This is a genomic window from Rathayibacter sp. AY1D1 (genome assembly GCF_002932635.1).
In the GTDB taxonomy this organism is placed as follows: Bacteria; Actinomycetota; Actinomycetes; order Actinomycetales; family Microbacteriaceae; genus Rathayibacter.
This window is the reverse complement of sequence record NZ_PSVY01000004.1, coordinates 125,737-151,610: the sequence shown is the minus strand read 5'-3', so window position 1 is coordinate 151,610 and position 25,874 is coordinate 125,737. Positions and strand designations below refer to the sequence as shown.

Here is a 25,874-nt window from a genome sequence, read left to right as displayed (position 1 = left end):
CTCCCGGGCCCCGGGGTCCCGGCGGCCCGCGGGTACAGTGGAGCGGTGACTCAGCCGACCCTCTCCGACGAGCAGCAGCGGGTCTTCGACCTCATCGAGAACACGCGCGAGCACCTGTTCGTCACGGGTCGGGCGGGCACGGGCAAGTCCACCCTGCTCAACCACCTGAGCTGGAACACCGACAAGCAGATCGTCATCTGCGCCCCCACCGGCGTCGCGGCGCTGAACGTCGGCGGCCAGACCATCCACTCGCTCTTCCGACTGCCGATCGGCGTCATCGCCGACTCCGACCTCGACCAGCCGCCCGAGCTGCGCAAGCTCCTCAACACCATCGACACGCTCGTCATCGACGAGATCTCCATGGTCAACGCCGACCTGCTCGACGGGATCGACCGCAGCCTCCGGCAGGCGCGGCAGCGGCGCTCCGAGCCGTTCGGGGGCGTGCAGGTCGTCCTCTTCGGCGACCCGTTCCAGCTCGCACCCGTTCCCGGCGATCCGGAGGAGCGCGCCTACTTCGCCGACCGCTACCGCTCGCTGTGGTTCTTCGACGCCCTCGTCTGGCAGGAGGCGCCGCTGCGGATCGTCGAGCTCGGCCGGATCCACCGGCAGAGCGACGAGCGCTTCAAGTGGATGCTCAACGCGGTCCGCTTCGGCATGGTGACGAAGGAGATCGCCGACGTGCTGAACGCGGCGGGCGCGCGGACGCCTCCGGCCGACGACGCGATCACGCTCGCGACCCGCAATGACACGGTCAACCGCATCAACCAGGCGGCGCTCGCGCGGCTGAAGGGCCCGCTGAAGACCGCGTCGGCCGAGATCAGCGGCGACTTCGGCGGGCGCGCCTACCCGGCGGACCAGAACCTCGAGCTCAAGATCGGCGCGCACGTGATGTTCCTGCGCAACGACTCCGAGCAGCGCTGGGTGAACGGCACCATCGGCCGGGTGACGAAGGTCGCGGGGACGGTGTGGGTCGAGGTGGACGGCGAGGTCCACGAGGTCGAGCCCGCGACCTGGGAGCGCTACCGCTACTCCTACTCCGCCGCGACGAAGAAGCTCACCCGCGAGATCGTCGCCGAGTTCGCGCAGTTCCCGCTCCGCCTGGCGTGGGCGGTCACGATCCACAAGTCGCAGGGCAAGACCTACGACTCCGCCGTGGTCGACCTCGGGCAGCGCGCCTTCGCCCCCGGGCAGACCTACGTTGCGCTCAGCCGCATCACGAGCCTCGAGGGGCTCTACCTGACGCGGCCGCTCCGGCCGAGCGACATCATCGTCGACAAGGACGTGCTGCGCTTCATGTCCGAACGGCGAGCCGAGCCGGCCGCCGTCGCGGAGGCGTCCGCGGACTGACGCCCCGCGGAGGAGGTCGGAGCAGGCCCTCAGGCCGCCGCGCAGGTCCGGGCGAGATCGCGGAACAGCTCCGTCGTCAGCCGGTACGCCTCCGCGACCTCCGCGATGACCCGCTCGCGCTCCTCCTCGTCCCAGCCCGCGGCGTCGAGCTGCTCGCGGTAGGTGGCGCGGAAGGCCGACGGTGCGGCGATCTCGCCGAAGAGGAAGAAGCCGACGCCGTTGGTCTCGAAGCCGAACCGCCGCTGCAGCAGCCCGCGGACGATCGCGCAGCCGGAGAGGTCGCCGAGGTAGCGCGTGTAGTGGTGGGCGACGAAGCCGCCGCTCCAACCCGCGGCCACGATGCGGATCCGGTCGACGTAGGCGCTGGTCGAGGGCAGCGGGCGGATGCGCTCCCGCCAGTCCTCGCCGACGAGGAAGCGCAGGTCCTCCGCGATCGCGGGGAGCCGGGTGAGCTTGGCCGAGAGGAAGGGCTCCGCGACCGGATCGCCGGCCATGTCCTCCGCCACGGCCTCGAGGGCCTCGTAGACGAAGTAGTGCTGCGAGATGAGCGCGATGTAGTCGTCGCGGCTGCCGGAGCCGGTCATCAGCGAGGTCATGAAGGCGGCGCCCTCGTCGTCCGCGCCGGACTGCCCGATGCGCAGGCGCAGGGCCTCGGAGAACGGGATGACGTTCGACACGGTGGCCTCCCTCGGCGACTGAGGACTGCCTTACCTTAGCCGAGCGGAGCCGCTGGGACCAGAGGCGTCAGTGCCCGTGTCCGCCGTCGACGACGGAGTGCATCATCCCGCCCATGTCGCCCGAGCCGCCCGAGGAGGCGGCCATGGCGGGGGTGGCGAGGGCGGAGACGGTGAGCGCGCCGGCCAGGAGTCCGACGAGAGCTCGCGACGGCGAGACGGCCTTCTCCTCGACGCGCGGAGAGCGGAGCGAGACGGCCACCACGGCGACCGCGATCAGCTGGAGGACCGCGGCGGCCAGCGCGGGGAGGGGCTCGGCGAGTGCGCCGAGGGCCAGAGCGAGGGCGAACGCCGCCAGGGAGGCGACCGCGACGACCAGCGCGGAGCGCGGCACGACGATCCGGCCGCGCGCCAGGACGAGGACCGCCCAGAGGATCTCGACGGCACCGAGCACCCCGATCACCGGGGCCTGCGCGCCCTCGCCGCCGGCGGCGAGCGAGAGGTGGACGAGCCCGGCGCCGAGTCCGGCGAAAGCGGCGTTGCAGCGGGCCACGGTGGTCATGGCGGCTCCTTCGCTGGATCGGGGAAGAAGAGGAGGCCCCGGATCGACACACCGCATCGTGTCGTCCGGGGCCGTTCAGTCCGTCCGCCGCGGAAAACGGCGGGCCCACGGCGGACGGAGTAGAGGGGGGCGGCAGGTGCCGCCCGGGTCAGGCGGTCGCGGCGGTGCGCGTCCTCGCCGTCTTCTCGGTGCCGAGTCCGACTCCCAGGAGCACCAGCGCGCTGGCCAGGTGCAGGAAGTGGTCGGCGGTGTTCAGCGCCAGCACGTTCAGGGCCGTGTCGACCAGGAAGAAGCCGACGATGCCGAGCAGCAGGTACACCGCTCCGACGGTCACGTTGACGGTCTTCGCCGCGGCGACGGTCGACAGGCCCGCGATCAGCAGCGCGCCTCCGATGAGCAGGTGGGCGATGTTGTGCAGCGGGTTCACCTCGAAGATGCCGAGCAGGAGCCCGCCTTCGGTCGAGAGGAACTGCACGCCTCCGGTCACGACGAAGCCGAGGAGCCCGACGACGACGTAGACGGCTCCGAAGAGAGTCGCCAGCAGTCGATTGGGGGATCTGCGCATGGTCTCTTACCTCCTTCGAGCAGCGCCTCTGCGCTGTACTCCCTCTCTTCGTAACCCGGCGCCTGCCGGTTTGGGAACGGGGTGGACTCCGCCGGTCACGGTCAGGACACGAATCGCGATCGCGCGCTCAGTGGCCCTCTCCGGCCCGACGGAGCCCCCGTACAGTGGTGCCGTTCGCAGACGACGGGGGAGTCGCACGGCATGGGATCTCGCAGACGGACGCGGACGGGGCTGCTCGTCGTCCCGGTCCTCGTGCTCGCACTGGCCGGCTGCACGCCCGCCGCCGCCTCGCGCGTGGCGGAGGCGCCCGCGCAGGCGGCGTCGGAGGAGCTCGCCTCCGCCCTGTCGGGGTTCCTCGACGAGACGGTCGGCGTCGCCGGCGCGACCGGAGCGGTCGCCGGGGTCTGGTCGCCGTGGGGCGGCAGCTGGGAGGGCGCGGTCGGCTGGGAGTCGGACGAGCGCACCACCGCCCTCACCACCGACGCGCACCTGCGGCTCGGCACCGGCGGCACCGAGGCGATGACCTGCGACGTGGTCCTCGCCCTCGCCGACTCCGGCCGGGTCGACCTCGACGCCGACGTCGGCGAGACGCTGCGCTCCCTGCCCGGCATCGACGGGCTCACCCTGCGCGAGCTCTGCGCGCACACCTCCGGCCTGGCCGACTTCCGCTCGGCGCTCTGGCCGACCGTGCTCCAGAACCCCCCGCGGCAGTGGCCGACGCTCGAGCTGCTCGCCGCGGCCCAGGTGCGCGGTGCCTCGGCCGAGCCCGGAGCGGCGTGGTCCGACTCCGCCACCGGTCCGCTGCTCGCCGGCATCGTCGCCGCGCAGGTGACCGGTCGGAGCATCGGGGAGCTCTACGACCAGTACGTGGTGCCGCGGTACGGGCTGCGGAGCACGGAGCTGCCCGGCGCCTCCGAGGTCGACCTGCCCGCTCCGTCCCCCCGCGGCTATGCGGTCGCGCTCGACCCGGCGACCGGGGAGAAGCGCTGCGACGTGCGCCTCGACGTCACCGCCGCGTCCCCGTCCGCCCTCGGCGCCGCCGGCGGAGCACTGACCGATCTGGAGGACCTCCGGCGGCTGGCGACGGGTCTCGCGGCCGATCCCGCGGACGACGCCATGTGGCGGGACCCGGTCGTCCAGGGCCAGGGCCGCGCCGACTACCTCCGCGCCGGGCTCGGCGGGCACGAGGCGGGACCCCTCCGCGGCTTCTCGGGCCTCGCGCCCGGCTTCGTCACCGCGGCGTACTCCGACCCGGTCTCGGGCCTGACCGTGGCCGTCTCGATCAACAGCTCGACGCCCGGCGGGGACTTCGCCGCGACGGTCGCCCGCACCCTGGCCGCCATCGCGGTCGAGCAGGGAGCCGCGGCGGGAGCCGAGGGCCTGCCCCAGCTCCCGTGGACGGCCGACGGCGAGCGCGGCGCCGTGCAGGGGACCCCGACGCGCTGCTGATCCGGCGGCGCCCTACTCTGGTGCCATGCCGATCACTCCCGACACCAAGGACTGGACCTGGGTCCTCGAGCGCCCGTGCCTCGAATGCGGTTTCGACGCCTCGCTCGTCGACGCCGACGAGGTCGCCGAGCTCATCCGCGAGAACGCCGCCGCCTGGCCCTACGTGCTCGACCGCGACGACGCGGCGGGCCGGCCCGACGACGAGACCTGGTCGCCGCTCGAGTACGCCGCGCACGTGCGCGACGTGCACCGCATCTACCGCACCCGTGTGCAGCTGATGCTCGCCGGCGACGACCCGCTCTACCCCAACTGGGACCAGGACGTCACCGCCGTGGAGGAGCGCTACGACCAGCAGGACCCCGCGACGGTCGGCCGCGAGCTGGTCGAGGCGGCTGAGCGCATCGCCGAGGTGTTCGACTCCGTCGCCGGTGCCCAGTGGCAGCGCCGAGGCCGCCGCAGCGACGGCGCGGCGTTCACGGTCGACACGATCGCCCGTTACTACCTGCACGACGTCCAGCACCACCTGCACGACGTGCAGGGCTGAGCTCAGGTGTCGATGAGCTGGGGATTGAGGAACGAGAGCGTCCGCGCGTAGGCGAGCGCCGCGGAGGCGGGGCTGACCGCGTCGCGCAGGTTGCCGTTCGCGAAGTGACGCTGCGTGTCCGGGTAGGTGTGCGCCGTGACCGGCGTCCCCGACTCCTTCAGCCGCCCGACGAACGACTCCGGGTCGTCGCCCGCGGGCCACTCGTCGCTCTGCGCGTAGTGCAGGAGGGTGGGGCACGGGACCAGCACGTGCTCCTCCCCACCGAGGGTGGCGTAGTACGCGACCACCGCGTCCACGAGCCCGGTGCCCGCGGCGAGCAGCCCGAGGCGGCCGCCGAAGCCGAAGCCGATGACGGCGCTGCGCGGCGCCCCGGCCGCGACTCCGGTGCCGACCGCCTCGGCGACGGCGGCGAGGGTGCGGTCCTGCGCGGCCATCGCGGCGAGGTCGCGCGCGTCCTCCGGGGCGAGCGTGGCCCAGCCGTCGTAGAGGTCGGGCACGAGCACGTGGTAGCCGTGCTTCGCCACGGCCTCGGCGAACGGCTCCAGCCACGGCAGGCGCCCGAAGACGTCGTGCAGCACGACCACCACGGGCCGGCCGGGGTGCCCGTACTCGAGGGCGACGCCCGGCGACGGGATCTGGACGAGCTCTGTCACCCCTCCACCCTGCCCTCTGCGTCCCGCGATCCCGCGCGCTGCCGCGGATCCGCCCGGCGTGTCGCGTCGAAACGCCGCGCGGGCGCCTCACCGCTCCGCGCGGCCGTGCGGCTTCAGCGGCAGGACGACCTGCTCGCGCAAGTGCTCGTAGACGACCGAGGTGCGCACGTCGGCGACCTCGCGGCGCTGCGTCAGCTCGTCGATGACGAAGGCGTAGAGGTCCTGGTTGTCGCGGACGGCGACGTGGATGATGAAGTCCTCCGAGCCGGAGGTGACGAACACGCCGACTCGTCGAGGCCGGCGACCCAGTCGCGGAAGGCCTCGATGATCTCGCGCGACGGCGGACGGATGCGGACCGCGATCAGCGCCTGCACGCCGCGCCCGAGGGCCGCGAAGTCGAGAGTGAGCGTCGCGCCGGTGATCACGCCGCGGCGCCGGAGGCTCCTCGTGCGGTCGAGGGCGGTGGTCGGCGAGACGTGCACGGCGGCTGCGAGGTCACGGTTCGTGATCCGTGCATCCGACTGCAGGACCTGCAGGATCCGGACGTCGAGTTCGTCGAGTGCCGCTCCTGGGCCGTTCTGCTGGTCGTTCATACGGAGATCCTGCCGAAGGGGAGCCCTCCTGCCTACTGTTCGTGACGTCACTGCGCACGAACCGAGGAGCATCATGACCATCCCCGCCCCCGACGCCGTCGGCTTCCACCCCGACGAGATCGACACCGCCGCGCCCACCCGCTCGGCCCGCCTCAAGTGGGTGGTCGTCGTCGACGAGTCCCTCCCCGCCGGCCGCGCCGTGAACGCCGCGATCTGCGTGGGCGCCGCGACGGCCGCGCACGTCGCGGGGCTGCTCGGACCGAGCCCCGCCGACGCGTCCGGATCGCTGAATCCCGGTCTGCCGTGGGCCGGCTGCACGGTCCTCGCCGCCGACGCGGCGACCCTGCTCGCGATCCGCGCGAAGGCCGAGGCGCACGACGGGACGTTCGTCGCCGACATGCCCGCGTCGGCGCAGGCCACCCGGGTGTACGACGAGTACCGGGAGGCGGTGGCGGCGAGCGGCTCCGACGAGCTGCAGTACCTCGCGGTCAGCCTGGTGGGGCCGAGGAACCGGATCGACAGGATCGTCGGGCGGCTGCCGCTGCTGGGCTGACGGACACCGCGGGGCTGCCGGACGCCGCTGCGCTGACGGACGTCGCTGCAGCGCCGGAGGAGGAGCCGCTCGCATCGGGCCGGAGGACCGGCCGCAGACGAGGGGGGGGAGGAGAGCGAGTGACGGGAATCGAACCCGCGCCATCTGCTTGGGAAGCAGAAGTTCTACCATTGAACTACACTCGCGCTGCGCCGCTCGGGCGCACCAGGACATCGTAGCAAGGCCCGGAGCCGGCCCATGCCCCGGGTCGCGCCACGCCCTAGGATCGCAGCGTGCTCCTCTCCGACCGCGACATCTCGCTCGAACTCGCCTCCGGCCGCGTGGGGCTCGCCCCGCACGATCCGTCGATGCTGCAGCCGTCGTCCGTCGATGTGCGCCTCGACCGCTTCTTCCGGCTGTTCGACAACCACCGCTACCCGTACATCGATCCGGCCGAGGACCAGCCCGAGCTGACCCGCCTGGTCGAGACGCCGCAGGGCGAGCCGTTCATCCTCCACCCGGGAGAGTTCGTGCTCGGCTCGACCTACGAGGAGGTGTCGCTGCCGGACGACATCGCGGCGCGCCTCGAGGGCAAGAGCTCTCTCGGACGGCTCGGGCTGCTGACCCACTCGACCGCCGGGTTCATCGATCCGGGCTTCACCGGCCACGTCACCCTCGAGCTCAGCAACGTCGCGACGCTCCCCATCACGCTCTGGCCGGGGATGAAGATCGGCCAGATGTGCTTCTTCCGCCTCAGCTCGCCCGCCGAGAAGCCCTACGGCTCGGCGGAGTACAGCTCGCGGTACCAGGGCCAGCGCGGTCCGACCGCGTCGCGCTCGGCGCTCGGCTTCCACCGCACGGACGTCTACACCGACTGACGCCGGCGAAGGGATCAGGGCGCGGGGGTCAGCCCAGCAGGCGGGGGAGCTGCAGCACGAGCCAGGGGGAGAACGCCCAGGGGGTCGAGCGGACGGCGGCGAGCGTCGCCTCGGCGTCGACCCACTCGTAGTCCATGACCTCGTCGAGGCGCGGATCGAGGGCGTCGCGGCTCGACAGCGTCGCCGTGTAGACGGGGCAGATCTCGTTCTCGACGACGCCGGACGCGTCGACCGCGCGGTAGCGGAAGTCCGGCAGGGCGACCTCCAGCGTGGCCAGCCGGGCGCCGAGCTCGCGCTCGGCCCGGCGGACGACGGCGTCCTCGATCCGCTCGCCCGGGGCGGGGTGCCCGCAGAAGGAGTTGGTCCAGACGCCCGGCCAGGTGCGCTTCTCGAGTGCGCGGCGGGTCACCAGAAGCGCGCCGTCCGGGGAGAAGACGTGGCAGGAGAACGCGAGGTGCAGGGGAGTGGCCGTGTCGTGCACGGTCGCCTTGTCGGCGACCCCCACGGCGTTCCCGGCCTCGTCGAGGAGGACCACCTGCTCGATCCGGTCCGTCTGCACAGTGGCGGCTGGCGAAGTCATACCCGCAAGTCAAGCACGCCGCAACACATCAGCCGGCTTATCGTCCTGGTTCTCCCCTTTGTTAGCCTTCCCACGTGGATACGCGCGACCCCGTGGTTCTGTCCCGGTTGAGGCAGGAGCACGTCGATGCCGTCCTGGACAGGTTCTTCTCGTTGGCGAGGTCCCGGGCGGTGCGTCTCGGACCCCGCTACCTGACCCTCTGGCAGACGCTGGAGGCCAACACCCGCGGCGGTAAGCGCTTCCGCCCGCTGATGGTGATCTCCGCGTACGAGGCCCACGGCGGCCAGGATCCGGAGGCCGCCGCCCACCTCGGCGCGGCGTTCGAGCTGCTGCACACCGCGCTGATCGTGCATGACGACGTGATCGACCGCGACTTCGTGCGCCGCGGCGGCCCGAACGTCTCGGGCAGCTACCGCGACGAGGCGACGACCGCGGGCCTCTCCATCCCGATCGCCGAGCACCGGGGCACCTCGGTGGCCGTGATCGCCGGGGACCTCGCCCTCACCGGCGCCCACCGCCTCGTCGAGGGCGTCGGCGCCTCCGACGGCGTGCGGGCCCGCCTGCTCACCCTGCTCGACGAGGCCGTCTTCGCCTCCGCCGCGGGTGAGCTGGCCGATGTGGACTTCTCCCTCATGCCGGGCATGCCCTCGGTCGACGAGGTGCTCGAGATGGAGCGCCTCAAGACGGCCGTCTACTCGTTCGAGGCGCCGCTGCAGGCCGGAGCGATCCTCGCCGGGGCCTCGGACGCCGCGGTGGACGCCCTCGGCGAGTTCGGCCGCTGGATCGGCATCGCCTATCAGATCGTCGACGACCTGCTCGGGGTCTTCGGCTCGGAGGGGCAGACCGGCAAGACCACGCTGGGCGACCTCCGCGAGGGCAAGCGCACCGTCCTCATCGCCCACGCGGCCGGCACGGACTGCTGGCCCGACATCGAGGCGCTGATCGGCGACGAGCACCTCGCGCCCGAGACCGCGGAGAAGGTGCGCGGCATCCTCGAGGAGTGCGGCGCCCGCAGCTACGCCGAGGGGCTCGCGAACCAGTTCGCCGATCGCGCCTGGGCGGCTCTGGAGACGCCCGCGGTGTCGGAGGCGTTCCGCAACGAGGTCCGCCCGCTGGTGGCCAGCGTGGTCGGGCGCACCCGATGAGCGCTGTCCGCCACGCGCGGATGCGCGCGACGATGCGCTCCGCCCGGCCGAGCCCCCGTACGGTGGCACGATGAGCCGCCAGAGCGAACTGTACGACCGCGTCGCGCACGAGTCGTCCGCGCAGGTGATCCGCCGCTACTCCACCTCCTTCGGGCTGGCCACGCGTCTGCTAGCCCCGGGTGTCCGCGAGCGGGTGGAGGACGTCTACGCCCTCGTGCGCGTCGCCGACGAGATCGTCGACGGCGTCGCCGAGGAGGCCCGTCTCGATCGGGCCGCGGTGGAGGAGTCTCTCGACGCCTTCGAGGCCGAGACCGAGCGCGCGCTCGCCTCCGGCTACAGCTCCAACCTCGTGATCCACGCCTTCGCTCGGACCGCGCGGGCGACCGGATTCGGCACCGAGCTCACCCGGCCGTTCTTCGCGTCGATGCGCGCCGACCTCCGTGAGACCGAGCACACCCCCGAGTCCTTCGAGGCCTACGTCTACGGCTCCGCCGAGGTCGTCGGGCTGATGTGCCTGCACGTGTTCCTCGCGGCGCCGGACGCGGGGCTCGTCTCCGAGACCGCCCGCGCACGGCTCGTGGCCGGAGCGCGCCGCCTGGGCGCCGCGTTCCAGAAGGTCAACTTCCTCCGCGATCTCGCCGCCGACGTCGACGGCCTCGGCCGCAGCTACTTCCCCGGAGTCGACCCGCGGGCGTTCTCCGAGCGCGACAAGGCCTCGCTGCTCGCCGACCTCGACGACGACCTCGCCGAGGCCGCAGCCATCGTGCCCGAGCTCCCGCGCTCGAGCCGGCGCGCGGTCCTGCTGGCCCACTCCCTCTTCGCCGCCCTGGCCGACCGGATCCGCGCGACGCCCGCCGAGGAGCTCCTCCGCGCCCGCGTCAGCGTGCCCACGGCCGCCAAGGCGGCGCTCGCGGCCAAGGCGGCCGTGTCGACGCTCGGCCCGCGCCTGGGCCCCGGCCCCGTCCGCGCGACCCGCTCGAGGACCGGCCCGCACCGCGCCGTCGTCATCGGCGGGGGGATCGGCGGACTCGCCTCCGCCGCGCTGCTCGCGCGCGACGGCTACGACGTGACCCTCCTGGAGGCGCGCGAGGCCGTCGGCGGCCGCGCCGGCTCGTGGGAGCACGAGGGCTTCCGCTTCGACACCGGTCCCTCCTGGTACCTGATGCCCGAGGTGTTCGACCACTTCTTCCGCCTCATGGGCACCAGCGCCGAGGAGCGCCTCGACCTCGTCACGCTCGACCCCGGCTACCGGGTCTACAGCGAGGGCGTCGACGAGCCGATCGACGTGCTCGCCGACCTCGAGTCGAACCTCGCGCTCTTCGAGAGCATCGAGCCCGGAGCGGGCGAGCGGATGCGCGCGTACCTCGACTCCGCGCGCGACACCTACGAAATGGCCAAGCGCCGCTTCCTCTACACGAGCTTTTCGTCCTTCCTCCCGCTGCTGCGCCGCGACGTGCTCAGCCGGACCGGGAGGCTCGGCCGCCTGCTGCTCACGCCGCTCGACATGTTCGCGGCGACGGCGGTCACCGACAACCGGCTGCGCCAGATCCTCGGCTACCCGGCCGTCTTCCTCGGCTCCTCGCCGTTCGCCGCGCCGAGCATGTACCACCTGATGAGCCACCTCGACCTCGCCGACGGCGTGCTCTATCCGATGGGCGGATTCACGAAGCTGATCGAGGCGGTCGCCGACGTCGCCGAGGAGGCCGGCGTCACCGTCCGCACGTCCTCGCCCGCGACGCGGATCCTCACCGCCCGCTCGCCCCGCGGCCGACGCCGCGGCGCCGAGGTCGTCGGAGTCGAGTTCACGGGCCCCGACGGCACGGAGCGGATCCCCGCCGACCTGGTCGTCAACGCCTCCGACCTCTTCACCACCGAGCAGTCGCTCCTCCCCGAGGAGCTGCGGACCTACCCGCCCGCCTACTGGGAGAAGCGCGAGCCCGGCCCGAGCGCCGTCCTCGTCCTCCTGGGCGTGCGCGGGGAGCTGCCCGAGCTCGAGCACCACACCCTGCTCTTCACGAAGGACTGGCGCGACAACTTCGACAAGATCTTCGGCGAGCACCCGACCGTCCCCGATCCCGCGTCGATCTACGTCTGCCGCCCGAGCGCGACCGACGCGAGCACGGCTCCGGAGGGGCACGAGAACCTGTTCGTGCTCGTGCCGATCCCGGCCGACACCTCGATCGGCCACGGCGGAGTCGACGGCGCGGGCGACGCGCGCGTCGAGGCCATCGCCGACCAGGCCATCGCGCAGATCGCGTCCTGGACCGGCGCGGCCGACCTGGCCGAGCGGATCGTCGTCCGCCGCACCATCGGCCCGGCCGACTTCGAGAGCGACCTCGGCGCCTGGCGCGGCTCGATGCTCGGACCGGCCCACGTCCTCTCGCAGAGCGCCTTCTTCCGCGCCGGGAACGTCAGCAGGCACGTCGACGGACTGCTCTTCGCCGGCAGCTCCACGATCCCCGGCATCGGCCTGCCGATGTGCATCATCAGCGCCGAGGTCATGCTCAAGCGCGTGCGCGGCGACGTGTCGACCGAGCCGCTGCCCGTGCGGGAGGCGCCGTCCGCTCCGGTCGCGCCCGTCGCCGTGGGGGAGTAGGCGTGGGGATCCTCTACCTGCTCGCGCTCCTCGTCTCGATCACCGGGATGATCGTGCTCGACCGCCGCTTCCGGCTGTTCTTCTGGGCGGACGCGCGACGCGCGGCGATCGTGCTGCCCGTGGGAGTCGCGTTCTTCCTGGTCTGGGACCTCGTGGGGATCGGCCTGGGCGTCTTCTTCCGCGGAGAGACCTCCTACATGACCGGCCTGCAGATCGCGCCGGAGCTCCCGGTCGAGGAGGTCCTCTTCCTCACCCTGCTCTGCTACCTGACGATGGACGTGCACGGCTTCCTCTCGCAGCGGGTCGCCCGGCGGGCGGAGGCGCGCGCGTGACCTACCTCCTCCTCAACGCCGTGTTCCTCGCGGTGGTGCTGGTGCTGCTGCTGCTCGCGCTGCGCCGACGCGTCCTGCGCCTGCCCGCCGTCCTCGGCACGCTCGCCGTGCTGCTGGTGATGACCGCCGTCTTCGACAACATCATGATCGGAGTGGGCCTGCTGGTCGCCTACGACGACGACCTGATCTCGGGCATCCGGATCGGCGTCGCTCCGATCGAGGACTTCGCCTACGCGATCGCCGCGGCCCTCGCCCTCCCAGCGCTCTGGGTGCTCCTGCCCTCGCGTCGTCGGAGCGAGCCGTGAACCGGCTGCGCGCGCTGTTCGTCTCGAGCCGCCCGCTGAGCTGGGTCAACACCGCCTACCCGTTCGCGGCGGCGTACCTGCTGACCACCCGCGAGATCGACCTCGCCTTCGTGCTCGGCACGATCTACTTCCTCATCCCCTACAACCTCGCGATGTACGGGATCAACGACGTCTTCGACTACGAGTCCGACCTGCGGAACCCCCGCAAGGGCGGCGTCGAGGGCGCCGTGCTCGACCGGAGCGAGCACCGAGCGACGCTGATCGCGGCGGTGGCCACGAACGTGCCGTTCCTGGTGGCGCTCGTGCTGCTCGGGTCACCGGTCTCGTGGCTGGTCCTCGCGATCAGCGTCTTCGCCGTGATCGCCTACAGTGCGCCGGGGCTCCGCTTCAAGGAGCGCCCGTTCGTCGACTCGCTGACCTCGGCGACCCACTTCGTCAGCCCGGCCGTCTACGGGATCGCCCTCGCGGGCACCGTGGTCACCGGACCTCTGGTGGCGCTGCTCGTGGCGTTCTTCCTCTGGGGGATCGCGAGCCACGCCTTCGGCGCGGTGCAGGACATCCTGGCCGACCGCGCGGGCGGCATCGGCTCGATCGCGACCGTGATCGGAGCGAAGGCGACCACGCGCTTCGCCATCGCCGCCTACGTCGCGAGCGGCCTGCTCCTGCTCCTGCTGCCCTGGCCGGGGACCCTCGCGGCGATCCTCGCGGTGCCGTACGCGGTGAGCATCTGGCCGTACCGGTCGCTCGAGGACGCCGAGGCGGAGCGGGCGAATGCGGGCTGGAAGCGCTTCCTCGCGCTGAACTTCCTGACCGGCTTCCTCGTCACGCTCCTGCTGATCGTGTTCTGGATCGCCACGGTCTGATCCGCGGCCGGCGGCGCGCGGGGAGGGGCGTCGCCAGCGACTCCGCGGTCCGGGCCTCGTCAGTCCCGGCGGGCGGGCGGAGCGAGCCGCGGCTCCGGCACGACGGGGGCGGTGGCCGGCGGGCGGCGCACCGGCAGGAGCAGCACCAGCCCGACGGCGAGGACGAGGACGAGCCCGAGGATGCCCCAGTACTGCACGTTCGCCTCGCCGCTGCCCGAGACGGCCGCGGCGATCGAGACGGCGGCTGCGAAGGCGGCGGGCGCGAGGAACGAGGCCGCCCGCCCGGTGGTCGCGTAGAGGCCGAAGATCTCGCCCTCCCGTCCCTCCGGAATGAGGCGGGCCAGGTAGCTGCGGCTCGCCGACTGCGCCGGGCCGACGAACAGGCACAGCAGCAGGCCGAAGATCCAGAACACCGTGCTCCCCCCGTCGTGCAGGACGAAGACGGCGGTGCCGCAGACGACCAGGCCGATGAGCGAGGCGACGATCACGGCCTTGGGGCCGATGCGGTCGTCGAGCGCGCCGACCGAGATGGTCGCCACTCCGGCCACGACGTTCGCCGCGATGGCGAACAGGATCACCTCGCCGGCGTCGAAGCCGAAGGTGCCCTGCGCCAGCACGCCGCCGAAGGTGAAGACCCCGGTGAGCCCGTCGCGGAACACCGCGCTGGCGATGAGGAAGGCCACGGTGCTGCGGCTCTCGCGCCAGAGGCCGGCGACCTGCGCGAAGAGCGCGCGGTAGGAGGTGATCACCCCGACGCGCTCCGCCCGGCTCGCGCGCGCCGGCGTCTCCGGCACCGCGACCAGCACAGGCAGGGCGAAGACGGCGAGCCACACGCCGGCGACCAGGATCGAGACGCGCACGTCGAGGCCGTCGTCACCCGTCACTCCGAAGAGCCCGACCTCGGGCGAGATGAAGCCGAAGTACACGATCAGCAGCAGGACGATCCCGCCCACGTAGCCCATGCCCCAGCCGAAGCCGGAGACGCGGCCGATGGTCGCCCGGGTCGAGACCTGGAGGAGCATCGCGTTGTAGTTGACGCTCGCGAACTCGAAGAAGACCGTGCCGACCGCGAGCAGTCCGAGTCCCAGCCAGAGGAGGGCCGGGTCGGGGCGCACGAGGAACATCAGCAGGATGCAGAGGACGACGACGGCGGAGTGGATCCCCAGCCAGAGCCGGCGGCGCCCGCCGAGGTCGGCCCGGCGGCCGGTGATCGGCGCGATCACGGCGACGACCACGCCGGCGGCGGCGAGGGACCAGCCGAGCGCGGCCGAGACTCCGCTCGAGGTGCCGAAGAGCCCGTCGGTGGTCAGGTAGACGGTGAAGACGAAGGTGGTCACCACCGCGTTGAAGGCCGATCCGCCCCAGTCCCACAGGCCCCAGGCGAGGACGGGCCAGCGGCCGGTGCGCGTCGTCATGGGCCCACCGTAGGGGGAGGAGGTGAACGGCCGGAAGCGGCGGGACCCGCGAGTCTGAGAGTTGAGCCGATGCGACTCAACTTCTCGCCTCCGGACTTGACGCGAGACGACGGATGCGTAAACTTGAGCGTGCGGGGCTCAACTCCCGCAGAGGATTCCGCACCACCCGTCAACTGACCGGCAGCCGCCCGCGCGACGCCGATCGCGAAGGAGAACAACGCATATGTCCCGTGCCGTAGGCATCGACCTGGGAACCACCAACTCTGTCGTGGCCGTCCTCGAGGGAGGCGAGCCCACCGTCATCGCCAACGCCGAGGGCTTCCGCACCACGCCGTCCGTCGTGGCGTTCACCAAGGACGGGGAGGTGCTCGTCGGCGAGACCGCGAAGCGCCAGGCCGTCACCAACGTCGACCGCACCATCGCGTCGGTCAAGCGCCACATGGGCACCGACTGGACCTTCGGCGTCGAGGACAAGAAGTACACCCCGCAGGAGATCTCGGCCCGCATCCTGGGCAAGCTCAAGCGCGACGCGGAGCAGTACCTGGGCGACAAGGTGACCGACGCGGTCATCACCGTCCCGGCCTACTTCAACGACGCCGAGCGCCAGGCGACCAAGGACGCCGGCGAGATCGCCGGCCTCAACGTCCTGCGCATCATCAACGAGCCCACCGCGGCCGCGCTGGCCTACGGCCTCGACAAGGGCAAGGAGGACGAGCTCATCCTCGTCTTCGACCTCGGCGGCGGAACATTCGACGTCTCCCTCCTCGAGGTGGGCAAGGACGACGACTTCTCGACCATCCAGGTCCGCGCGACCTCGGGCGACAACCGCCTCGGCGGCGACGACTGGGACCAGCGCGTCGTCGACCACCTGGTCAAGCGCTTCAAGGACTCGACCGGCGTCGACGTCTCGAAGGACAAGATCGCTCGCCAGCGCCTCAAGGAGGCCGCGGAGCAGGCGAAGAAGGAGCTCTCCTCGAGCACCTCGACCAGCATCCAGCTGCCCTACCTCTCGCTCACCGAGAACGGCCCGGCGAACCTCGACGAGACGCTCACCCGCGCCAAGTTCGAGGAGCTCACCAGCGACCTGATCGAGCGCACCCGCAAGCCCTTCACCGACGTCATCGCCGAGGCGGGCGTCAAGGTCGAGGACATCGCTCACGTGGTCCTCGTCGGCGGCTCGACCCGCATGCCGGCCGTGGCCGAGCTCGTCAAGAAGCTCACCGGCGGCAAGGAGCCCAACAAGGGCGTCAACCCGGACGAGGTCGTCGCCGTCGGCGCCGCGCTGCAGGCCGGCGTCCTCAAGGGCGAGCGCAAGGACGTCCTCCTGATCGACGTGACCCCGCTCTCGCTGGGCATCGAGACCAAGGGCGGGATCATGACCAAGCTCATCGAGCGCAACACCGCGATCCCGACCAAGAGGTCCGAGACCTTCACCACGGCCGACGACAACCAGCCGTCCGTCGCGATCCAGGTCTTCCAGGGCGAGCGCGAGTTCACCCGCGACAACAAGAACCTGGGCACGTTCGAGCTGACCGGCATCGCGCCGGCCCCGCGCGGCATCCCGCAGGTCGAGGTCACCTTCGACATCGACGCCAACGGCATCGTCCACGTGTCCGCGAAGGACAAGGGCACCGGCAAGGAGCAGTCGATGACGATCACGGGCGGCTCGTCGCTGCCCAAGGACGACATCGACCGCATGGTCCGCGAGGCCGAGGAGCACGCCGCCGAGGACAAGGCCCGCCGCGAGGCCGCCGAGATCCGCAACAACGCCGAGACCCTGGCGTACTCGATCGACAAGCTGATCAAGGACAACGAGGACAAGCTGCCCGAGGACGTCAAGTCCGAGGTGCAGGGAGACGTCGACGCGCTGAAGACCGCGCTCGCCGGCGACGACGACGCGGCCGTCAAGACCGCGTTCGACGCCCTCAACGCCTCGCAGACAAAGATCGGCCAGGCGATCTACTCCCAGGACCAGGCCGCGCAGAGCGCCCCCGCGGACGCTCCGGCCGACGGTGACAAGAAGGACGACGAGGACATCGTCGACGCCGAGGTCATCGACGAGGACGAGCCGAAGGACACGAAGTAGCCATGGCAGCCGAGAACGAGCCCCAGGACCTCCCCGAGGAGCAGCCGGTCACCGGCGGCGAGGCGGGAGCGGAGGCGGCGCAGGACGCCCAGGACCAGGAGGGCCTCATCGAGGCCGAGGGGCCCGACGTCGAGACCAGCCTCTCGGACGCCGACCTCTCGTTCCTCTCGGGACAGTCCAGCGCCGAGACGCTCGCAGCCGAGCACCTCGCCGACCTCCAGCGGGTGACCGCCGAGTACGCGAACTACCGCAAGCGCACCGAGGCGAACCGCCAGGTCGACAAGGAGCGGGCGATCGGCGACGCGGTGAAGGTCATCCTCCCCGTGCTCGACGACCTCGACCGCGCCGAGAAGCACGGCGACCTCGCCGAGGGCGGGCCCTTCACGGCCATCGCGCAGAAGCTGCGCGGCGGAGTGGAGAAGCTCGGCCTGGTGAAGACCGGCGCCGTGGGCGACCTGTTCGACCCGAACATCCACGAGGCGATCTTCCAGCAGCCCACCCCCGGCGCCGAGACCTCCACGGTCGCGGACGTCGTCGAGGCGGGCTACTACCTCGGAGGCTCGCTGTTGCGGGCCGCCAAGGTGGTCGTGGCAGTCCCCGCCGACTGACCCCGCCACCGGCACCACCACCGCGGAGGACCCCGCCCCGCTCGGCAGCACGCTGCCGGACCGGGGCGGGGTCCCTCGCCGCATTCGACACAGGAAGAGGCACATGGCCAGCCAGGATTGGTTCGACAAGGACTTCTACAAGGTCCTCGGCGTGTCCAAGGACGTCTCCGCCGCGGACCTGAAGAAGACCTACCGCAAGCTCGCCCGCCAGTTCCACCCCGACTCCAACCCGGGGGACGCGAAGGCCGAGGCGCGCTTCAAGGAGATCAGCGAGGCGTACACCGTGCTCTCGGACGCCGAGCAGCGCAAGGAGTACGACCAGATCCGCGCCATGGGCGGCGGAGCGCGCTTCACCGCGGGAGGCCAGCCCGGAGGGTTCGACGACGTCTTCGGCGGCATGTTCGGCCAGGGCGGGCGCACCTCCTACAGCACCCAGCAGGGCCCGCCGCCCGGCTTCGAGGACATCCTCGGCGGCATGTTCGGCGGCGGAGGCAGCCGCTTCGGCCAGCCCAGTGGCGGCTACCGCGGCTTCGGCGGCCCGCAGAAGGGCGCCGACGTCACCGCCAGCACCACCATCGACTTCCGCACCGCGACCCGGGGCGACACCGTCCAGCTGCAGACCGGCGACGGGCGCACCCTCTCGGTGCGCATCCCGGCCGGCGTGGCCGACGACCAGAAGATCCGCGTCCGCGGCAAGGGCCGCCCCAGCCCGGACGGCGGCGATCCCGGCGACCTGGTGCTCACCGTCTCGGTCCGCAAGCATCCGGTGTTCGAGCGCGACGGGCTGAACCTGCGCGTGACGGTCCCCGTGACCTTCGTCGAGGCCGTCTTCGGCGCGACGATCGAGGTGCCGACCCTCGGCGGCGAGCCCGTCAAGCTCCGGGTCGCCGCAGGCACCCCGAGCGGCCGCGTCCTGCGCGTCAAGGGCCGCGGCGTCACGACCCCCAAGGGCACGGGCGACCTGCTCGCCGTCCTGCAGGTCGCCGTCCCGAGCCACCTGTCCGCCGCCGCCCGTGAGGCCCTCGAGGCCTACGCCGCCGCCGAGCCGGACGAGGACCCGCGCGAGGACATCCTGGAGAAGGCCCGCTACTAGCACCGGATCGGCGCGACCGGTCGGAGGAGGAGACATGGACGAGAACACGCCCGTCTTCGCAATCGCCGTCGCCGCCGAGCTGGCGGGGATGCACCCGCAGACGCTCCGGCAGTACGACCGGCTCGGGCTCGTGAGCCCGACCCGCACCGCGGGCAAGTCGCGCCGCTACTCGATGCGCGACGTGGTGCAGCTGCGCGAGGTCGCCCGGCTCTCCTCCGAGGGCGTCTCGCTCGAGGGCATCGCGCGCATCCTGCAGCTCGAGAACCAGGTGCAGTCGCTCTCGCAGCGGGTGCGCGAGCTGGAGGCGGCCCTCGCCGATGAGCTCCTGAACCGGCCGGGCCGCCGCGTGTTCGCCGCCGGACTCGAGGGGGACGTGGTCACTCTGCGCCACGGCACGCGCGCGCAGCGCCGGACCGAGCTGGTCGTCTGGCGCCCCGCGCCACGATCAGGGGCCACCGACGACGCCACGCCCTGAACGAGGGGTAGCCTGACCGGGCGCCGCCCCGTCATCGCGGCGCCCGTCCCTCCGCTCGGGGCGGAGAGCAGGAGGACCGCCGTGGACCACGACAGCAGCACCCCGCGCGACGAGCGCGACGCCCGCCGGGAGCAGGCCGCCCAGGAGCAGGCCCCCCAGGAGCAGGCGTCGGACGCCTCGCGACAGGAGCAGGCCCCGGACGCCACGCGCGCGTCCCGCAGGACGCCCGTCGTCCCCGACAACGGGTTCTCCCGCGAGTCCTACGCGATCCACGCCGCCCGCAAAGACCTCCCCCTCTTCTCGGACGCGCTGAACGCCGGCCGCGACGACTCCGGCTGGCTGTCGTCGCTCTCGAGCACCCTCGCCGGACCCACCGGGCCGGTCGGCTCCCCGGACTCGGCCGCCGAGACGGCGCAGGCCGCGCTCGACCGCCGCACGCGCCGTCGGAGCGACGAGTCCGACTCCTGAGCCGCGGCCCCGGCTAGTCGCGCAGGCGAGTGGCGGCCATCCGGGCGTCGACCAGGCGGCCGCCGCTGAGGCGGGCGAGGATCACGGAGCCGAACGGCAGCGCGCGCACCAGGGGCAGACCCTCGACCCGCTCCTCGTCCGTGTAGCCGAGGAGGACGTACATCCCGACCACGGCGATCGCGGCGATCGTCGCGACCCGCGCCGGGATCTGGTCCATCGTGCCGCCTCCGCCGTCGATCGGCTCGGCGAGCGTGACGCACATGAGGAAGATCGACGCGTAGACCGCCAGGTGCACGTGGGAGCGGCTCCACGGGCGCGCGAGCGCGGCGATCGGCAGGATCCAGAGGGCGTACCAGGGGTGGATGGCGGTCGACGCCGTCACGAACGCGAGCAGCGCGCCGGACAGGCGGGCGAGCGGATCGATGGAGCGCCGCGACAGCATGAGGCGCGCAGCAATCAGGCCGGCGAGCCCGAGCGCGAGGATCTTGACCACGGCGATCGCCGCGGCGGGGTCGTGACCGGTGAACTCGACGGCGCGGGAGACCGAGACCGTGACGAACGACATCGGCGCGTACCAGTGCAGGATCAAGCCGGGCACGACCATCGCCGCGACCCAGCCGACCCCGACGCCCGCGAGCAGCCCGACGGCGACCACGAGGCCGAGCGCTCCGGCGCCCGTCCAGAGCCAGCCGCGGGTGCGCTCACGCCACGTCGCGTCGTGGCGCAGCCACAGGAGCGCGAGCACGGGGAGCGCGATCACGGCGATCGGCTTGATCGCGATCGCTCCGGCCATCAGCACGACGGCGGCGATGCGCCGGTCGGTCTGGGCGTAGTAGAGCGACGCGAGGATGAGCGCCAGCATCACGGAATCGTTGTGGCCGGCGACGACGAAGAGCACGAGGGTCAGCGGGTTGGCGACGATCGTCCAGGCGGTGAGCGGGACCGAGAGGCCGCGCAGGCGCGCCAGGCGGAGCGCGTAGACGGCCATGACGGCCACGCCCGCGACCGACACGGCGCGGAGCATCGCGATCGAGAGCTCCGGTGCGCCGTAGCCCGCGAACTGCACGGCGGTGCGCTCGATCAGGAGGTAGAGGGGCCCGTAGGGCGTGGGCGTGTCGGCCCAGAGCGGGTCGACGCCGAGGTCGAACCAGCCCGGGAGCGTCGCGACGCCGTGGGTGTAGGGGTCGATGCCCTGGGTCATCAGGCGACCCTGCGCCACGTAGGAGAACATGTCGTGGCTGAACAGCGGCACCGTCACGAGGAGCGGAGCGGTCCAGGCGAGGGCCGCCACCACGATGGTGCGGACGGAGCCGGGGCCCGCCGCGAGAGCGACCGTGCGCAGGCGGAGCCACGCGATCAGCAGCAGCATCCCGCCGCCCACGACGAGGGCGCCGCTGGACTCGGTGAGCCAGCCCGTGGCGCGGATCGAGGCGACGAGAGGCCAGTCGCGGATGGGCGAGCCGGCGGGCAGGTAGCCCACGCCGAGCGAGCCGAGGAGGATCGCGATCGAGCCCAGCAGGCCCGTCGCCAGCGGTGCGGCCTCCATGAAGCGGAGCCGCGGTCGGCGCTGCCGTCCCGTTGCCCGGGCCGTGTCCGGCCGCTCGATCGTCCCCCGTGAAGCCATCGGATCCACGCTAAAGGATGGGACTCCGAAGTGCATGGACGGCCGGTGAACGGTTGATCAGTCGGCGCTCAGGTTGTACAAGCACCCGCACGCGCACCGATCAGGGCAGGCGCGGCACCGGGGCCGGCTCCGCGAAGCGCAGCTGGTTGCCGAACGGATCGATCACGTCGAGCGCGAAGCCGAACGGCGTGCGGGTGATCCGCGGGTTGAGGTAGGGGTACGCCTTCGCGTCGAGCTCGGCGTGCAGCTCGCGGACACCGCGGAGGGCGACGTGCACCGCGGCGCCGGGACTGCCGTCGCGGTGGTGCTCGCTGAGGTGCAGGCGGAGCCCCGAGCGCGACACCTGCAGGTAGAGGGGGGCGTCGAGCGCGGCGCGGTGCTCCCAGTCCACCTCGAAGCCGAGGTAGTCGACGTAGAACTCGCCCGCCTTGGCGACCGAGAAGATCCGCAGGATCGGCACGGCCGCCTCCAGTCGCACCGGCTCGAGCCGGTCCGGCTCCTCCGCGCTCGACCGGTCCCGTGCACGCCGTCTCGTCTCCACGCCACGAGGCTAGCCGCCCCGCGGTCGGCCCGGCGCCGGAGGGTCAGTCGACGAGATCGAGACCGCGCAGCAGCCGGAGGGTCTCGACCCCGGCGGGCGGGCAGCGGCCCGCATCGGAGCCGTCGACCCAGTGCAGCGAGTCGATCTCGCCGCTCGGGCGCGCCTCCCGGTCGAGCTCGGCGGCGAAGACGCTCATGTGGACCTCCCGCCCCTCCGGCTCGCCGTGCGCCTGGGTGCGGACGGTGAACAGGGGCTCGAGGCCGAGCGCGACGGCGCCGAGCTCCTCGCGGGCCTCGCGGGCCGCCGCCTCGATCCCGCTCTCGCCCTCGTCGACCTTGCCGCCGGGGAGGTAGAGGACGTCGCGGCCCCGCGCCGTGACCATCAGGACGCGCCGGTCGCGGAGGACGGCGACGGCGGACACGACGATCGGCGGGAGGGTGCTCATCCGCTCATCATGCCCGCCGCGGGCGGACCGTCGCGGCGCCCCCGCGGCTACCATGGGGGCACACCAGAAGGACGCGCGCAGCCGGCGCGCGCCGGGGCCCCGTGCGCCCGAACAGCTGAGGAGCAACCCGTGGCAGAACCCACCACCCTCGACAAAGTCATCACCCTCGCGCAGCACAGGGGATTCGTCTTCCCCTCGGGTGAGATCTACGGGGGCACCCGCTCCGCGTGGGACTACGGGCCGCTCGGCGTGGAGTTCAAGGAGAACATCAAGCGCCAGTGGTGGAAGACCTTCGTGCAGGGCCGGGGCGACGTCGTCGGCCTGGACTCCGCGGTCATCCTGCCCACGGCGATCTGGCACGCCTCGGGACACGTCGGCGTCTTCTCGGACCCGCTGACCGAGTCGCTGATCACCCACAAGCGCTACCGCGCCGACCACCTCTTCGAGAAGTACGAGGAGGTCAACGGCCACCCGCCCGTGAACGGCCTCGCCGACATCCCCGACCCGGAGCACCCCGACAAGGTCGGCCAGTGGACCGAGATCAAGCAGTTCTCGGGCCTGATGAAGACCTACCTCGGCGTCGTCGACGACGAGTCGGGTCTGCACTACCTGCGTCCCGAGACCGCCCAGGGCATCTTCACCAACTTCGCGAACGTGCTGCAGAGCGCCCGTCGCAAGCCGCCCTTCGGCATCGGCCAGATCGGCAAGGCGTTTCGCAACGAGATCACCCCCGGCAACTTCATCTTCCGCACCCGCGAGTTCGAGCAGATGGAGCTCGAGTTCTTCGTCGAGCCCGGCACGGACGAGGAGTGGCAGGAGACCTGGATGCAGCTCGCCTGGGACTGGTTCGTCGGGCTCGGGATGAACCCCGAGAACATCCGGCAGTACGAGCACCCGAAGGACAAGCTCTCCCACTACTCCAAGCGCACCGTCGACATCGAGTACCGCTTCAGCTTCGCCTCGGGCGAGTGGGGCGAGCTGATGGGAGTCGCGAACCGCACCGACTACGACCTCAAGACGCACATCGAGCACTCGGGCAAGGACCTCTCGTTCTTCGACCAGAACAAGAACGAGCGCTACGTGCCGTTCGTGATCGAGCCGTCGTTCGGTCTCACCCGCGCGCTCATGGCGTTCCTCGTCGACGCCTACGAGGAGCAGGAGCTGCCGCCGAACGCCAAGGGCAAGGTCGAGACGCGGACCGTGCTGCACCTCGACCCGCGCCTGGCGCCGGTGAAGGTGGCTGTGCTGCCGCTTTCGCGCAACGAGGCCCTCTCGCCGCTCGCGCGCCGCGTCGCCGACCAGCTGCGCCAGCTCTGGAACGTCGACTTCGACGACTCCGGAGCGATCGGCCGCCGCTACCGCCGCCAGGACGAGATCGGCACCCCGTACTGCGTGACCGTCGACTTCGACTCGCTCGAGGACGACGCAGTGACCGTCCGCGATCGCGACACGATGAAGCAGGAGCGCATCCCGCTCGAGCAGCTCGAGTCGTACCTCTTCACCGGGCTCCGCGGGGCCTGACGCTCCTCCCGGGACGCCGCCGACCGGACGGGCCGGCGGCGTCCCGGAGGGCGCGGACCAGCCGGCCCTGCGGTCAGCGCTCGCGGGCGAGCAGGGCGAAGACGAGGGTCGAGGTCCACTCGCCCTTGCAGAACTCGTCCTCCCGGTGGTGCGCCTCGAGGCGCATCCCGAGGCGCTCGCAGAGGCGGGCGGAGGCGGTGTTCCGAGCGTCGAGCTGCGCGATCACGCGGTGGGCGCCGAGGGTGTCGAACGCGAGGTCGAGCAGCGCCCGGGCGGCCTCGGTCGCGTAGCCGCGCCCCTGCGCCTCCGGATGCAGCACCCAGCCGATCTCGACCGCCTCCTGCTCGACGGACGTCGCGATGAGCGTGAGGTCGCCGATCATCCGCCCGGCGAGGACGCCCTCCCGGGGGACGATCGCCAGCACGGCCACGTCGCCGTCAGCGGCGAGCCGTGTCGAGGGGAGGCGGCGCTGCAGGTGCGCCCGCGACTCCTCGGGGGTGCGCACCGGCCAGCGGAGGAACCGGACGGCGTCGGCGTCGCCCTGGTAGCGCGCGTGGTCCTCGGCGTCCTCCGGTCCGAGGGGACGCAGGAGCAGGCGCTCGGTGAGCAGCGGCGCGGAGCGCAGCGGCTCCGCGTCGAAGGGGAGCCGGAGGCTCACGCGGTGGCGGCGTCCGCGTCGGGGCGGGCGGCGGCGGCGGGCTCGGCCGGGACCTCGATGCCGAAGAGCGCCTCGAGCCCGGTGAGGTAGGCCCCCTGGGCTCCGGCGCGCGCGTAGTCGCGGGCGCGGACGCTCGGAGTGTGCAGCAGGACGCCGGCGAGGTGGCGGAGCGCCTGCTCGGTGCGGCCGTCCTCGTCGCCGCGCGAGCGGGCCCGCTCGATCTCGGCGTCGAGCGCGTCGAACACGTGGGCGCGCAGGGCGACGACGGCCGGAGTGAGGCTCTTCTCGTCGGCGACGTCCGAGAACTTCCGGGCCGCCTTGTCGACGAGCGCGCGCGCCTGCTGCGACGCGTCGAGCACGTCGAGAGGTGCGTGCAGGCTGATCGTCTCGAGGTCGAGGAGCTCGACGCCGGCGACCGAGGTGACGTCGGAGGCGACGTTGCGCGGCAGGCCCAGGTCGATCACGAGCTGGCGCTCGCGGGAGAAGCCCTGGAGGCGCCCGGCGGCGAGCAGGGCGGCGTCGAGCACCGGCTCCTGGGTCGTGGTGCAGGTGATGACGATGTCGGCCGAGACCGCCTCGAGCGCGAGATCGGAGGCGGCGATGGGCCGGAGCGAGCGGCGGGCGGCGAAGCCCTCGGCGCGGCCGGAGGGGGAGTGCACGGCGATGTCGACCACTCCGCGGTCGCGCAGGGCCGCGACGGTCGCCCGCGCGTAGCTGCCGGTACCGACGAGGAGGACGCGGGCGGCCCGCCAGTCGGTGACGCGGCTCGCGGCCAGGTCGAGCGCGAGGCGCACGATCGAGCGGCCGGCGCTGCCGAGGCCGGTGCGGTTCTTGATGCCGCGCGAGGTCTGCGAGGCGCGCTGGAACAGCCGCTCGAGCTCGGAGGAGGTGGTGCCGAGGCGGCGCGCCTCCTCGAGGGACCGGCGGACCTGGCCCGCGATCTCGCCCTCGCCGACCACGACGGACTCGAGCCCGCTGGAGACGGCGAAGAGGTGCTCGGCCACCCGGTCGCCCGAGACGACGTCGACGCTCCCGCGCAGCTCGTCCTGCTCGACGCCGGTCGCGGCGCTGACAGCGGCGGTGGCGGCCTCGACGGCGACGGCCTGCGCGGCGGTCAGCGGCTCCTCGATGTCGAGGTAGGCCTCGAAGCGGTTGCAGGTCGCGACGACGACGGCCCCGGAGACGAAGTCGATCCCCTCGGAGAGGGCCGCGGTCACGGCGGAGGAGTCGACGGAGAGCTTCTCGAGGAGATCGAAGCTGGCGTTCTTGTGCGACGCCGTCAGACACAGAAGCACCACGTCAGTCTACCCGCGCTCTGCGGG

29 protein-coding genes and 1 tRNA gene are annotated in these 25,874 nt (G+C 72.3%); 16 read left to right on the top strand and 14 right to left on the bottom strand.

Features of this window, described 5'->3' with window-relative positions; all coding sequences use genetic code 11:
* Positions 1 to 45 precede the first annotated feature (45 nt).
* Positions 46 to 1,347, top strand: coding sequence for an ATP-dependent RecD-like DNA helicase (locus tag C5C56_RS04725; RefSeq protein WP_104222908.1), 1,302 nt, complete (start codon positions 46 to 48; stop codon positions 1,345 to 1,347).
* Positions 1,348 to 1,376: 29 nt separating this feature from the next.
* On the opposite strand, the gene C5C56_RS04720 is transcribed toward C5C56_RS04725, so the two are convergent.
* From C5C56_RS04720 to C5C56_RS04710, 3 genes are all read right to left on the bottom strand, one after another.
* Complete coding sequence (locus C5C56_RS04720; RefSeq protein ID WP_104269448.1) at positions 1,377 to 2,024, bottom strand: heme oxygenase (biliverdin-producing); 648 nt, start codon at positions 2,022 to 2,024, stop codon at positions 1,377 to 1,379.
* A 67-nt stretch (positions 2,025 to 2,091) separates the two neighbouring features.
* On the bottom strand, positions 2,092 to 2,583 hold the full coding sequence (locus tag C5C56_RS04715; RefSeq protein WP_104287836.1) for a hypothetical protein: 492 nt from the start codon (positions 2,581 to 2,583) through the stop codon (positions 2,092 to 2,094).
* 148 nt (positions 2,584 to 2,731) lie between these two features.
* Positions 2,732 to 3,148, bottom strand: coding sequence for a DUF4383 domain-containing protein (locus C5C56_RS04710; RefSeq protein WP_104246935.1), 417 nt, complete (start codon positions 3,146 to 3,148; stop codon positions 2,732 to 2,734).
* 201 nt (positions 3,149 to 3,349) lie between these two features.
* On the opposite strand from C5C56_RS04710, the gene C5C56_RS04705 reads away from it, so the two are divergent.
* Positions 3,350 to 4,597 (top strand): serine hydrolase, encoded by a 1,248-nt coding sequence (locus tag C5C56_RS04705; protein ID WP_104233075.1) that lies wholly within the window; start codon positions 3,350 to 3,352, stop codon positions 4,595 to 4,597.
* A gap of 25 nt (positions 4,598 to 4,622) precedes the next feature.
* Positions 4,623 to 5,141, top strand: coding sequence for a DinB family protein (locus tag C5C56_RS04700; protein ID WP_104222903.1), 519 nt, complete (start codon positions 4,623 to 4,625; stop codon positions 5,139 to 5,141).
* 2 nt (positions 5,142 to 5,143) lie between these two features.
* Here the strand turns inward: C5C56_RS04700 and C5C56_RS04695 are convergent, their stop codons facing one another.
* The 3 genes from C5C56_RS04695 to C5C56_RS04690 all read right to left on the bottom strand — a co-directional run bounded on the left by C5C56_RS04695 (position 5,144) and on the right by C5C56_RS04690 (position 6,387).
* Positions 5,144 to 5,794 carry a dienelactone hydrolase family protein gene (locus C5C56_RS04695; RefSeq protein WP_104233076.1) on the bottom strand — a complete coding sequence of 217 codons (651 nt, stop codon included), beginning with the start codon at positions 5,792 to 5,794 and terminating at the stop codon, positions 5,144 to 5,146.
* Between the two features lie 87 nt (positions 5,795 to 5,881).
* The gene (locus C5C56_RS18235) at positions 5,882 to 6,076 is read right to left on the bottom strand and encodes an Lrp/AsnC ligand binding domain-containing protein (RefSeq protein ID WP_258063209.1); all 195 of its coding nucleotides are present in this window, start codon (positions 6,074 to 6,076) and stop codon (positions 5,882 to 5,884) included.
* Entirely contained in the window at positions 5,986 to 6,387 is a 402-nt protein-coding gene (locus C5C56_RS04690) for an Lrp/AsnC family transcriptional regulator (RefSeq protein WP_258063220.1), read from the bottom strand. Before C5C56_RS04690 ends, C5C56_RS18235 begins: the two co-directional genes overlap by 91 nt.
* Positions 6,388 to 6,460: 73 nt before the next feature.
* Between C5C56_RS04690 and C5C56_RS04685 the strand changes: the two genes are divergently transcribed.
* Positions 6,461 to 6,940, top strand: a complete 480-nt coding sequence (locus tag C5C56_RS04685) for a DUF2000 domain-containing protein (RefSeq protein WP_104287838.1) — start codon at positions 6,461 to 6,463, stop codon at positions 6,938 to 6,940.
* Between the two features lie 114 nt (positions 6,941 to 7,054).
* Here C5C56_RS04685 and C5C56_RS04680 read toward each other — a convergent pair.
* A tRNA-Gly gene (locus C5C56_RS04680) sits at positions 7,055 to 7,125 on the bottom strand.
* 87 nt (positions 7,126 to 7,212) lie between these two features.
* On the opposite strand from C5C56_RS04680, the gene dcd reads away from it, so the two are divergent.
* Positions 7,213 to 7,797 (top strand): dCTP deaminase, encoded by a 585-nt coding sequence (dcd, locus tag C5C56_RS04675; protein ID WP_104246931.1) that lies wholly within the window; start codon positions 7,213 to 7,215, stop codon positions 7,795 to 7,797.
* Positions 7,798 to 7,825: 28 nt separating this feature from the next.
* Here dcd and idi read toward each other — a convergent pair whose 3' ends face one another.
* Positions 7,826 to 8,377, bottom strand: a complete 552-nt coding sequence (gene idi, locus C5C56_RS04670) for an isopentenyl-diphosphate Delta-isomerase (RefSeq protein ID WP_104222897.1) — start codon at positions 8,375 to 8,377, stop codon at positions 7,826 to 7,828.
* Positions 8,378 to 8,547: 170 nt separating this feature from the next.
* On the opposite strand from idi, the gene C5C56_RS04665 reads away from it, so the two are divergent.
* The 5 genes from C5C56_RS04665 (at position 8,548) to C5C56_RS04645 (ending at position 13,618) form a co-directional block, all read left to right on the top strand.
* Entirely contained in the window at positions 8,548 to 9,522 is a 975-nt protein-coding gene (locus tag C5C56_RS04665) for a polyprenyl synthetase family protein (protein ID WP_244229492.1), read from the top strand.
* 70 nt (positions 9,523 to 9,592) lie between these two features.
* Complete coding sequence (crtI, locus tag C5C56_RS04660) at positions 9,593 to 12,118, top strand: phytoene desaturase family protein (protein ID WP_104319171.1); 2,526 nt, start codon at positions 9,593 to 9,595, stop codon at positions 12,116 to 12,118.
* Between the two features lie 2 nt (positions 12,119 to 12,120).
* Positions 12,121 to 12,450 carry a lycopene cyclase domain-containing protein gene (locus tag C5C56_RS04655; protein WP_104222894.1) on the top strand — a complete coding sequence of 110 codons (330 nt, stop codon included), beginning with the start codon at positions 12,121 to 12,123 and terminating at the stop codon, positions 12,448 to 12,450.
* Positions 12,447 to 12,755: a lycopene cyclase domain-containing protein gene (locus C5C56_RS04650; protein WP_104222893.1), complete on the top strand. Its 309-nt coding sequence runs from the start codon at positions 12,447 to 12,449 to the stop codon at positions 12,753 to 12,755. The genes C5C56_RS04655 and C5C56_RS04650 overlap by 4 nt, the downstream gene beginning before the upstream one ends.
* Positions 12,752 to 13,618, top strand: coding sequence for a prenyltransferase (locus tag C5C56_RS04645; protein WP_104222892.1), 867 nt, complete (start codon positions 12,752 to 12,754; stop codon positions 13,616 to 13,618). Before C5C56_RS04650 ends, C5C56_RS04645 begins: the two co-directional genes overlap by 4 nt.
* Positions 13,619 to 13,677: 59 nt before the next feature.
* On the opposite strand, the gene C5C56_RS04640 is transcribed toward C5C56_RS04645, so the two are convergent.
* On the bottom strand, positions 13,678 to 15,033 hold the full coding sequence (locus C5C56_RS04640) for an MFS transporter (protein ID WP_104319170.1): 1,356 nt from the start codon (positions 15,031 to 15,033) through the stop codon (positions 13,678 to 13,680).
* Positions 15,034 to 15,256: 223 nt separating this feature from the next.
* Here C5C56_RS04640 and dnaK point away from each other — a divergent pair, with 223 nt between their 5' ends.
* The 5 genes from dnaK to C5C56_RS04615 all read left to right on the top strand — a co-directional run bounded on the left by dnaK (position 15,257) and on the right by C5C56_RS04615 (position 19,763).
* Positions 15,257 to 17,119 carry a molecular chaperone DnaK gene (dnaK, locus tag C5C56_RS04635; RefSeq protein ID WP_104222890.1) on the top strand — a complete coding sequence of 621 codons (1,863 nt, stop codon included), beginning with the start codon at positions 15,257 to 15,259 and terminating at the stop codon, positions 17,117 to 17,119.
* 2 nt (positions 17,120 to 17,121) lie between these two features.
* Positions 17,122 to 17,727 carry a nucleotide exchange factor GrpE gene (locus C5C56_RS04630; RefSeq protein ID WP_104237617.1) on the top strand — a complete coding sequence of 202 codons (606 nt, stop codon included), beginning with the start codon at positions 17,122 to 17,124 and terminating at the stop codon, positions 17,725 to 17,727.
* Between the two features lie 103 nt (positions 17,728 to 17,830).
* Complete coding sequence (locus tag C5C56_RS04625; protein WP_104222888.1) at positions 17,831 to 18,820, top strand: DnaJ C-terminal domain-containing protein; 990 nt, start codon at positions 17,831 to 17,833, stop codon at positions 18,818 to 18,820.
* A gap of 34 nt (positions 18,821 to 18,854) precedes the next feature.
* The gene (locus C5C56_RS04620) at positions 18,855 to 19,295 is read left to right on the top strand and encodes a heat shock protein transcriptional repressor HspR (RefSeq protein ID WP_104319169.1); all 441 of its coding nucleotides are present in this window, start codon (positions 18,855 to 18,857) and stop codon (positions 19,293 to 19,295) included.
* Positions 19,296 to 19,376: 81 nt separating this feature from the next.
* Positions 19,377 to 19,763, top strand: coding sequence for a hypothetical protein (locus tag C5C56_RS04615; RefSeq protein ID WP_104315057.1), 387 nt, complete (start codon positions 19,377 to 19,379; stop codon positions 19,761 to 19,763).
* Positions 19,764 to 19,776: 13 nt separating this feature from the next.
* On the opposite strand, the gene mptB is transcribed toward C5C56_RS04615, so the two are convergent.
* From mptB to C5C56_RS04600, 3 genes are all read right to left on the bottom strand, one after another.
* Positions 19,777 to 21,387, bottom strand: a complete 1,611-nt coding sequence (gene mptB / locus C5C56_RS04610; RefSeq protein ID WP_146086445.1) for a polyprenol phosphomannose-dependent alpha 1,6 mannosyltransferase MptB — start codon at positions 21,385 to 21,387, stop codon at positions 19,777 to 19,779.
* 100 nt (positions 21,388 to 21,487) lie between these two features.
* The gene (locus C5C56_RS04605) at positions 21,488 to 21,928 is read right to left on the bottom strand and encodes a glyoxalase superfamily protein (protein ID WP_208543318.1); all 441 of its coding nucleotides are present in this window, start codon (positions 21,926 to 21,928) and stop codon (positions 21,488 to 21,490) included.
* 43 nt (positions 21,929 to 21,971) lie between these two features.
* Positions 21,972 to 22,373 carry an NUDIX domain-containing protein gene (locus C5C56_RS04600; protein ID WP_104222884.1) on the bottom strand — a complete coding sequence of 134 codons (402 nt, stop codon included), beginning with the start codon at positions 22,371 to 22,373 and terminating at the stop codon, positions 21,972 to 21,974.
* 129 nt (positions 22,374 to 22,502) lie between these two features.
* Between C5C56_RS04600 and C5C56_RS04595 the strand changes: the two genes are divergently transcribed.
* A complete protein-coding gene (locus C5C56_RS04595) occupies positions 22,503 to 23,894 on the top strand; it encodes a glycine--tRNA ligase (RefSeq protein WP_104226140.1) in 1,392 nt (463 codons plus the stop codon).
* 73 nt (positions 23,895 to 23,967) lie between these two features.
* On the opposite strand, the gene C5C56_RS04590 is transcribed toward C5C56_RS04595, so the two are convergent.
* On the bottom strand, positions 23,968 to 24,552 hold the full coding sequence (locus C5C56_RS04590; RefSeq protein WP_258059379.1) for a GNAT family N-acetyltransferase: 585 nt from the start codon (positions 24,550 to 24,552) through the stop codon (positions 23,968 to 23,970).
* Positions 24,549 to 25,847: a glutamyl-tRNA reductase gene (locus C5C56_RS04585; protein ID WP_104260433.1), complete on the bottom strand. Its 1,299-nt coding sequence runs from the start codon at positions 25,845 to 25,847 to the stop codon at positions 24,549 to 24,551. Before C5C56_RS04585 ends, C5C56_RS04590 begins: the two co-directional genes overlap by 4 nt.
* Positions 25,848 to 25,874: the final 27 nt, after the last annotated feature.

What these genes read in the sequence shown, in the direction of transcription:
- C5C56_RS04715 (WP_104287836.1), bottom strand. Translation starts at nt 2,583, where the DNA reads ATGACCACCGTGGCCCGCTGCAACGCCGCTTTCGCCGGACTCGGCGCC.
- C5C56_RS04630 (WP_104237617.1), top strand. Translation starts at nt 17,122, where the DNA reads ATGGCAGCCGAGAACGAGCCCCAGGACCTCCCCGAGGAGCAGCCGGTC.
- C5C56_RS04700 (WP_104222903.1), top strand. Translation starts at nt 4,623, where the DNA reads ATGCCGATCACTCCCGACACCAAGGACTGGACCTGGGTCCTCGAGCGC.
- C5C56_RS04620 (WP_104319169.1), top strand. Translation starts at nt 18,855, where the DNA reads ATGGACGAGAACACGCCCGTCTTCGCAATCGCCGTCGCCGCCGAGCTG.
- mptB (WP_146086445.1), bottom strand. Translation starts at nt 21,387, where the DNA reads ATGGCTTCACGGGGGACGATCGAGCGGCCGGACACGGCCCGGGCAACG.
- C5C56_RS04640 (WP_104319170.1), bottom strand. Translation starts at nt 15,033, where the DNA reads ATGACGACGCGCACCGGCCGCTGGCCCGTCCTCGCCTGGGGCCTGTGG.
- C5C56_RS04685 (WP_104287838.1), top strand. Translation starts at nt 6,461, where the DNA reads ATGACCATCCCCGCCCCCGACGCCGTCGGCTTCCACCCCGACGAGATC.
- dnaK (WP_104222890.1), top strand. Translation starts at nt 15,257, where the DNA reads ATGTCCCGTGCCGTAGGCATCGACCTGGGAACCACCAACTCTGTCGTG.
- C5C56_RS04710 (WP_104246935.1), bottom strand. Translation starts at nt 3,148, where the DNA reads ATGCGCAGATCCCCCAATCGACTGCTGGCGACTCTCTTCGGAGCCGTC.
- crtI (WP_104319171.1), top strand. Translation starts at nt 9,593, where the DNA reads ATGAGCCGCCAGAGCGAACTGTACGACCGCGTCGCGCACGAGTCGTCC.
- C5C56_RS04705 (WP_104233075.1), top strand. Translation starts at nt 3,350, where the DNA reads ATGGGATCTCGCAGACGGACGCGGACGGGGCTGCTCGTCGTCCCGGTC.
- idi (WP_104222897.1), bottom strand. Translation starts at nt 8,377, where the DNA reads ATGACTTCGCCAGCCGCCACTGTGCAGACGGACCGGATCGAGCAGGTG.
- C5C56_RS04625 (WP_104222888.1), top strand. Translation starts at nt 17,831, where the DNA reads ATGGCCAGCCAGGATTGGTTCGACAAGGACTTCTACAAGGTCCTCGGC.
- C5C56_RS04600 (WP_104222884.1), bottom strand. Translation starts at nt 22,373, where the DNA reads ATGAGCACCCTCCCGCCGATCGTCGTGTCCGCCGTCGCCGTCCTCCGC.
- C5C56_RS04690 (WP_258063220.1), bottom strand. Translation starts at nt 6,387, where the DNA reads ATGAACGACCAGCAGAACGGCCCAGGAGCGGCACTCGACGAACTCGAC.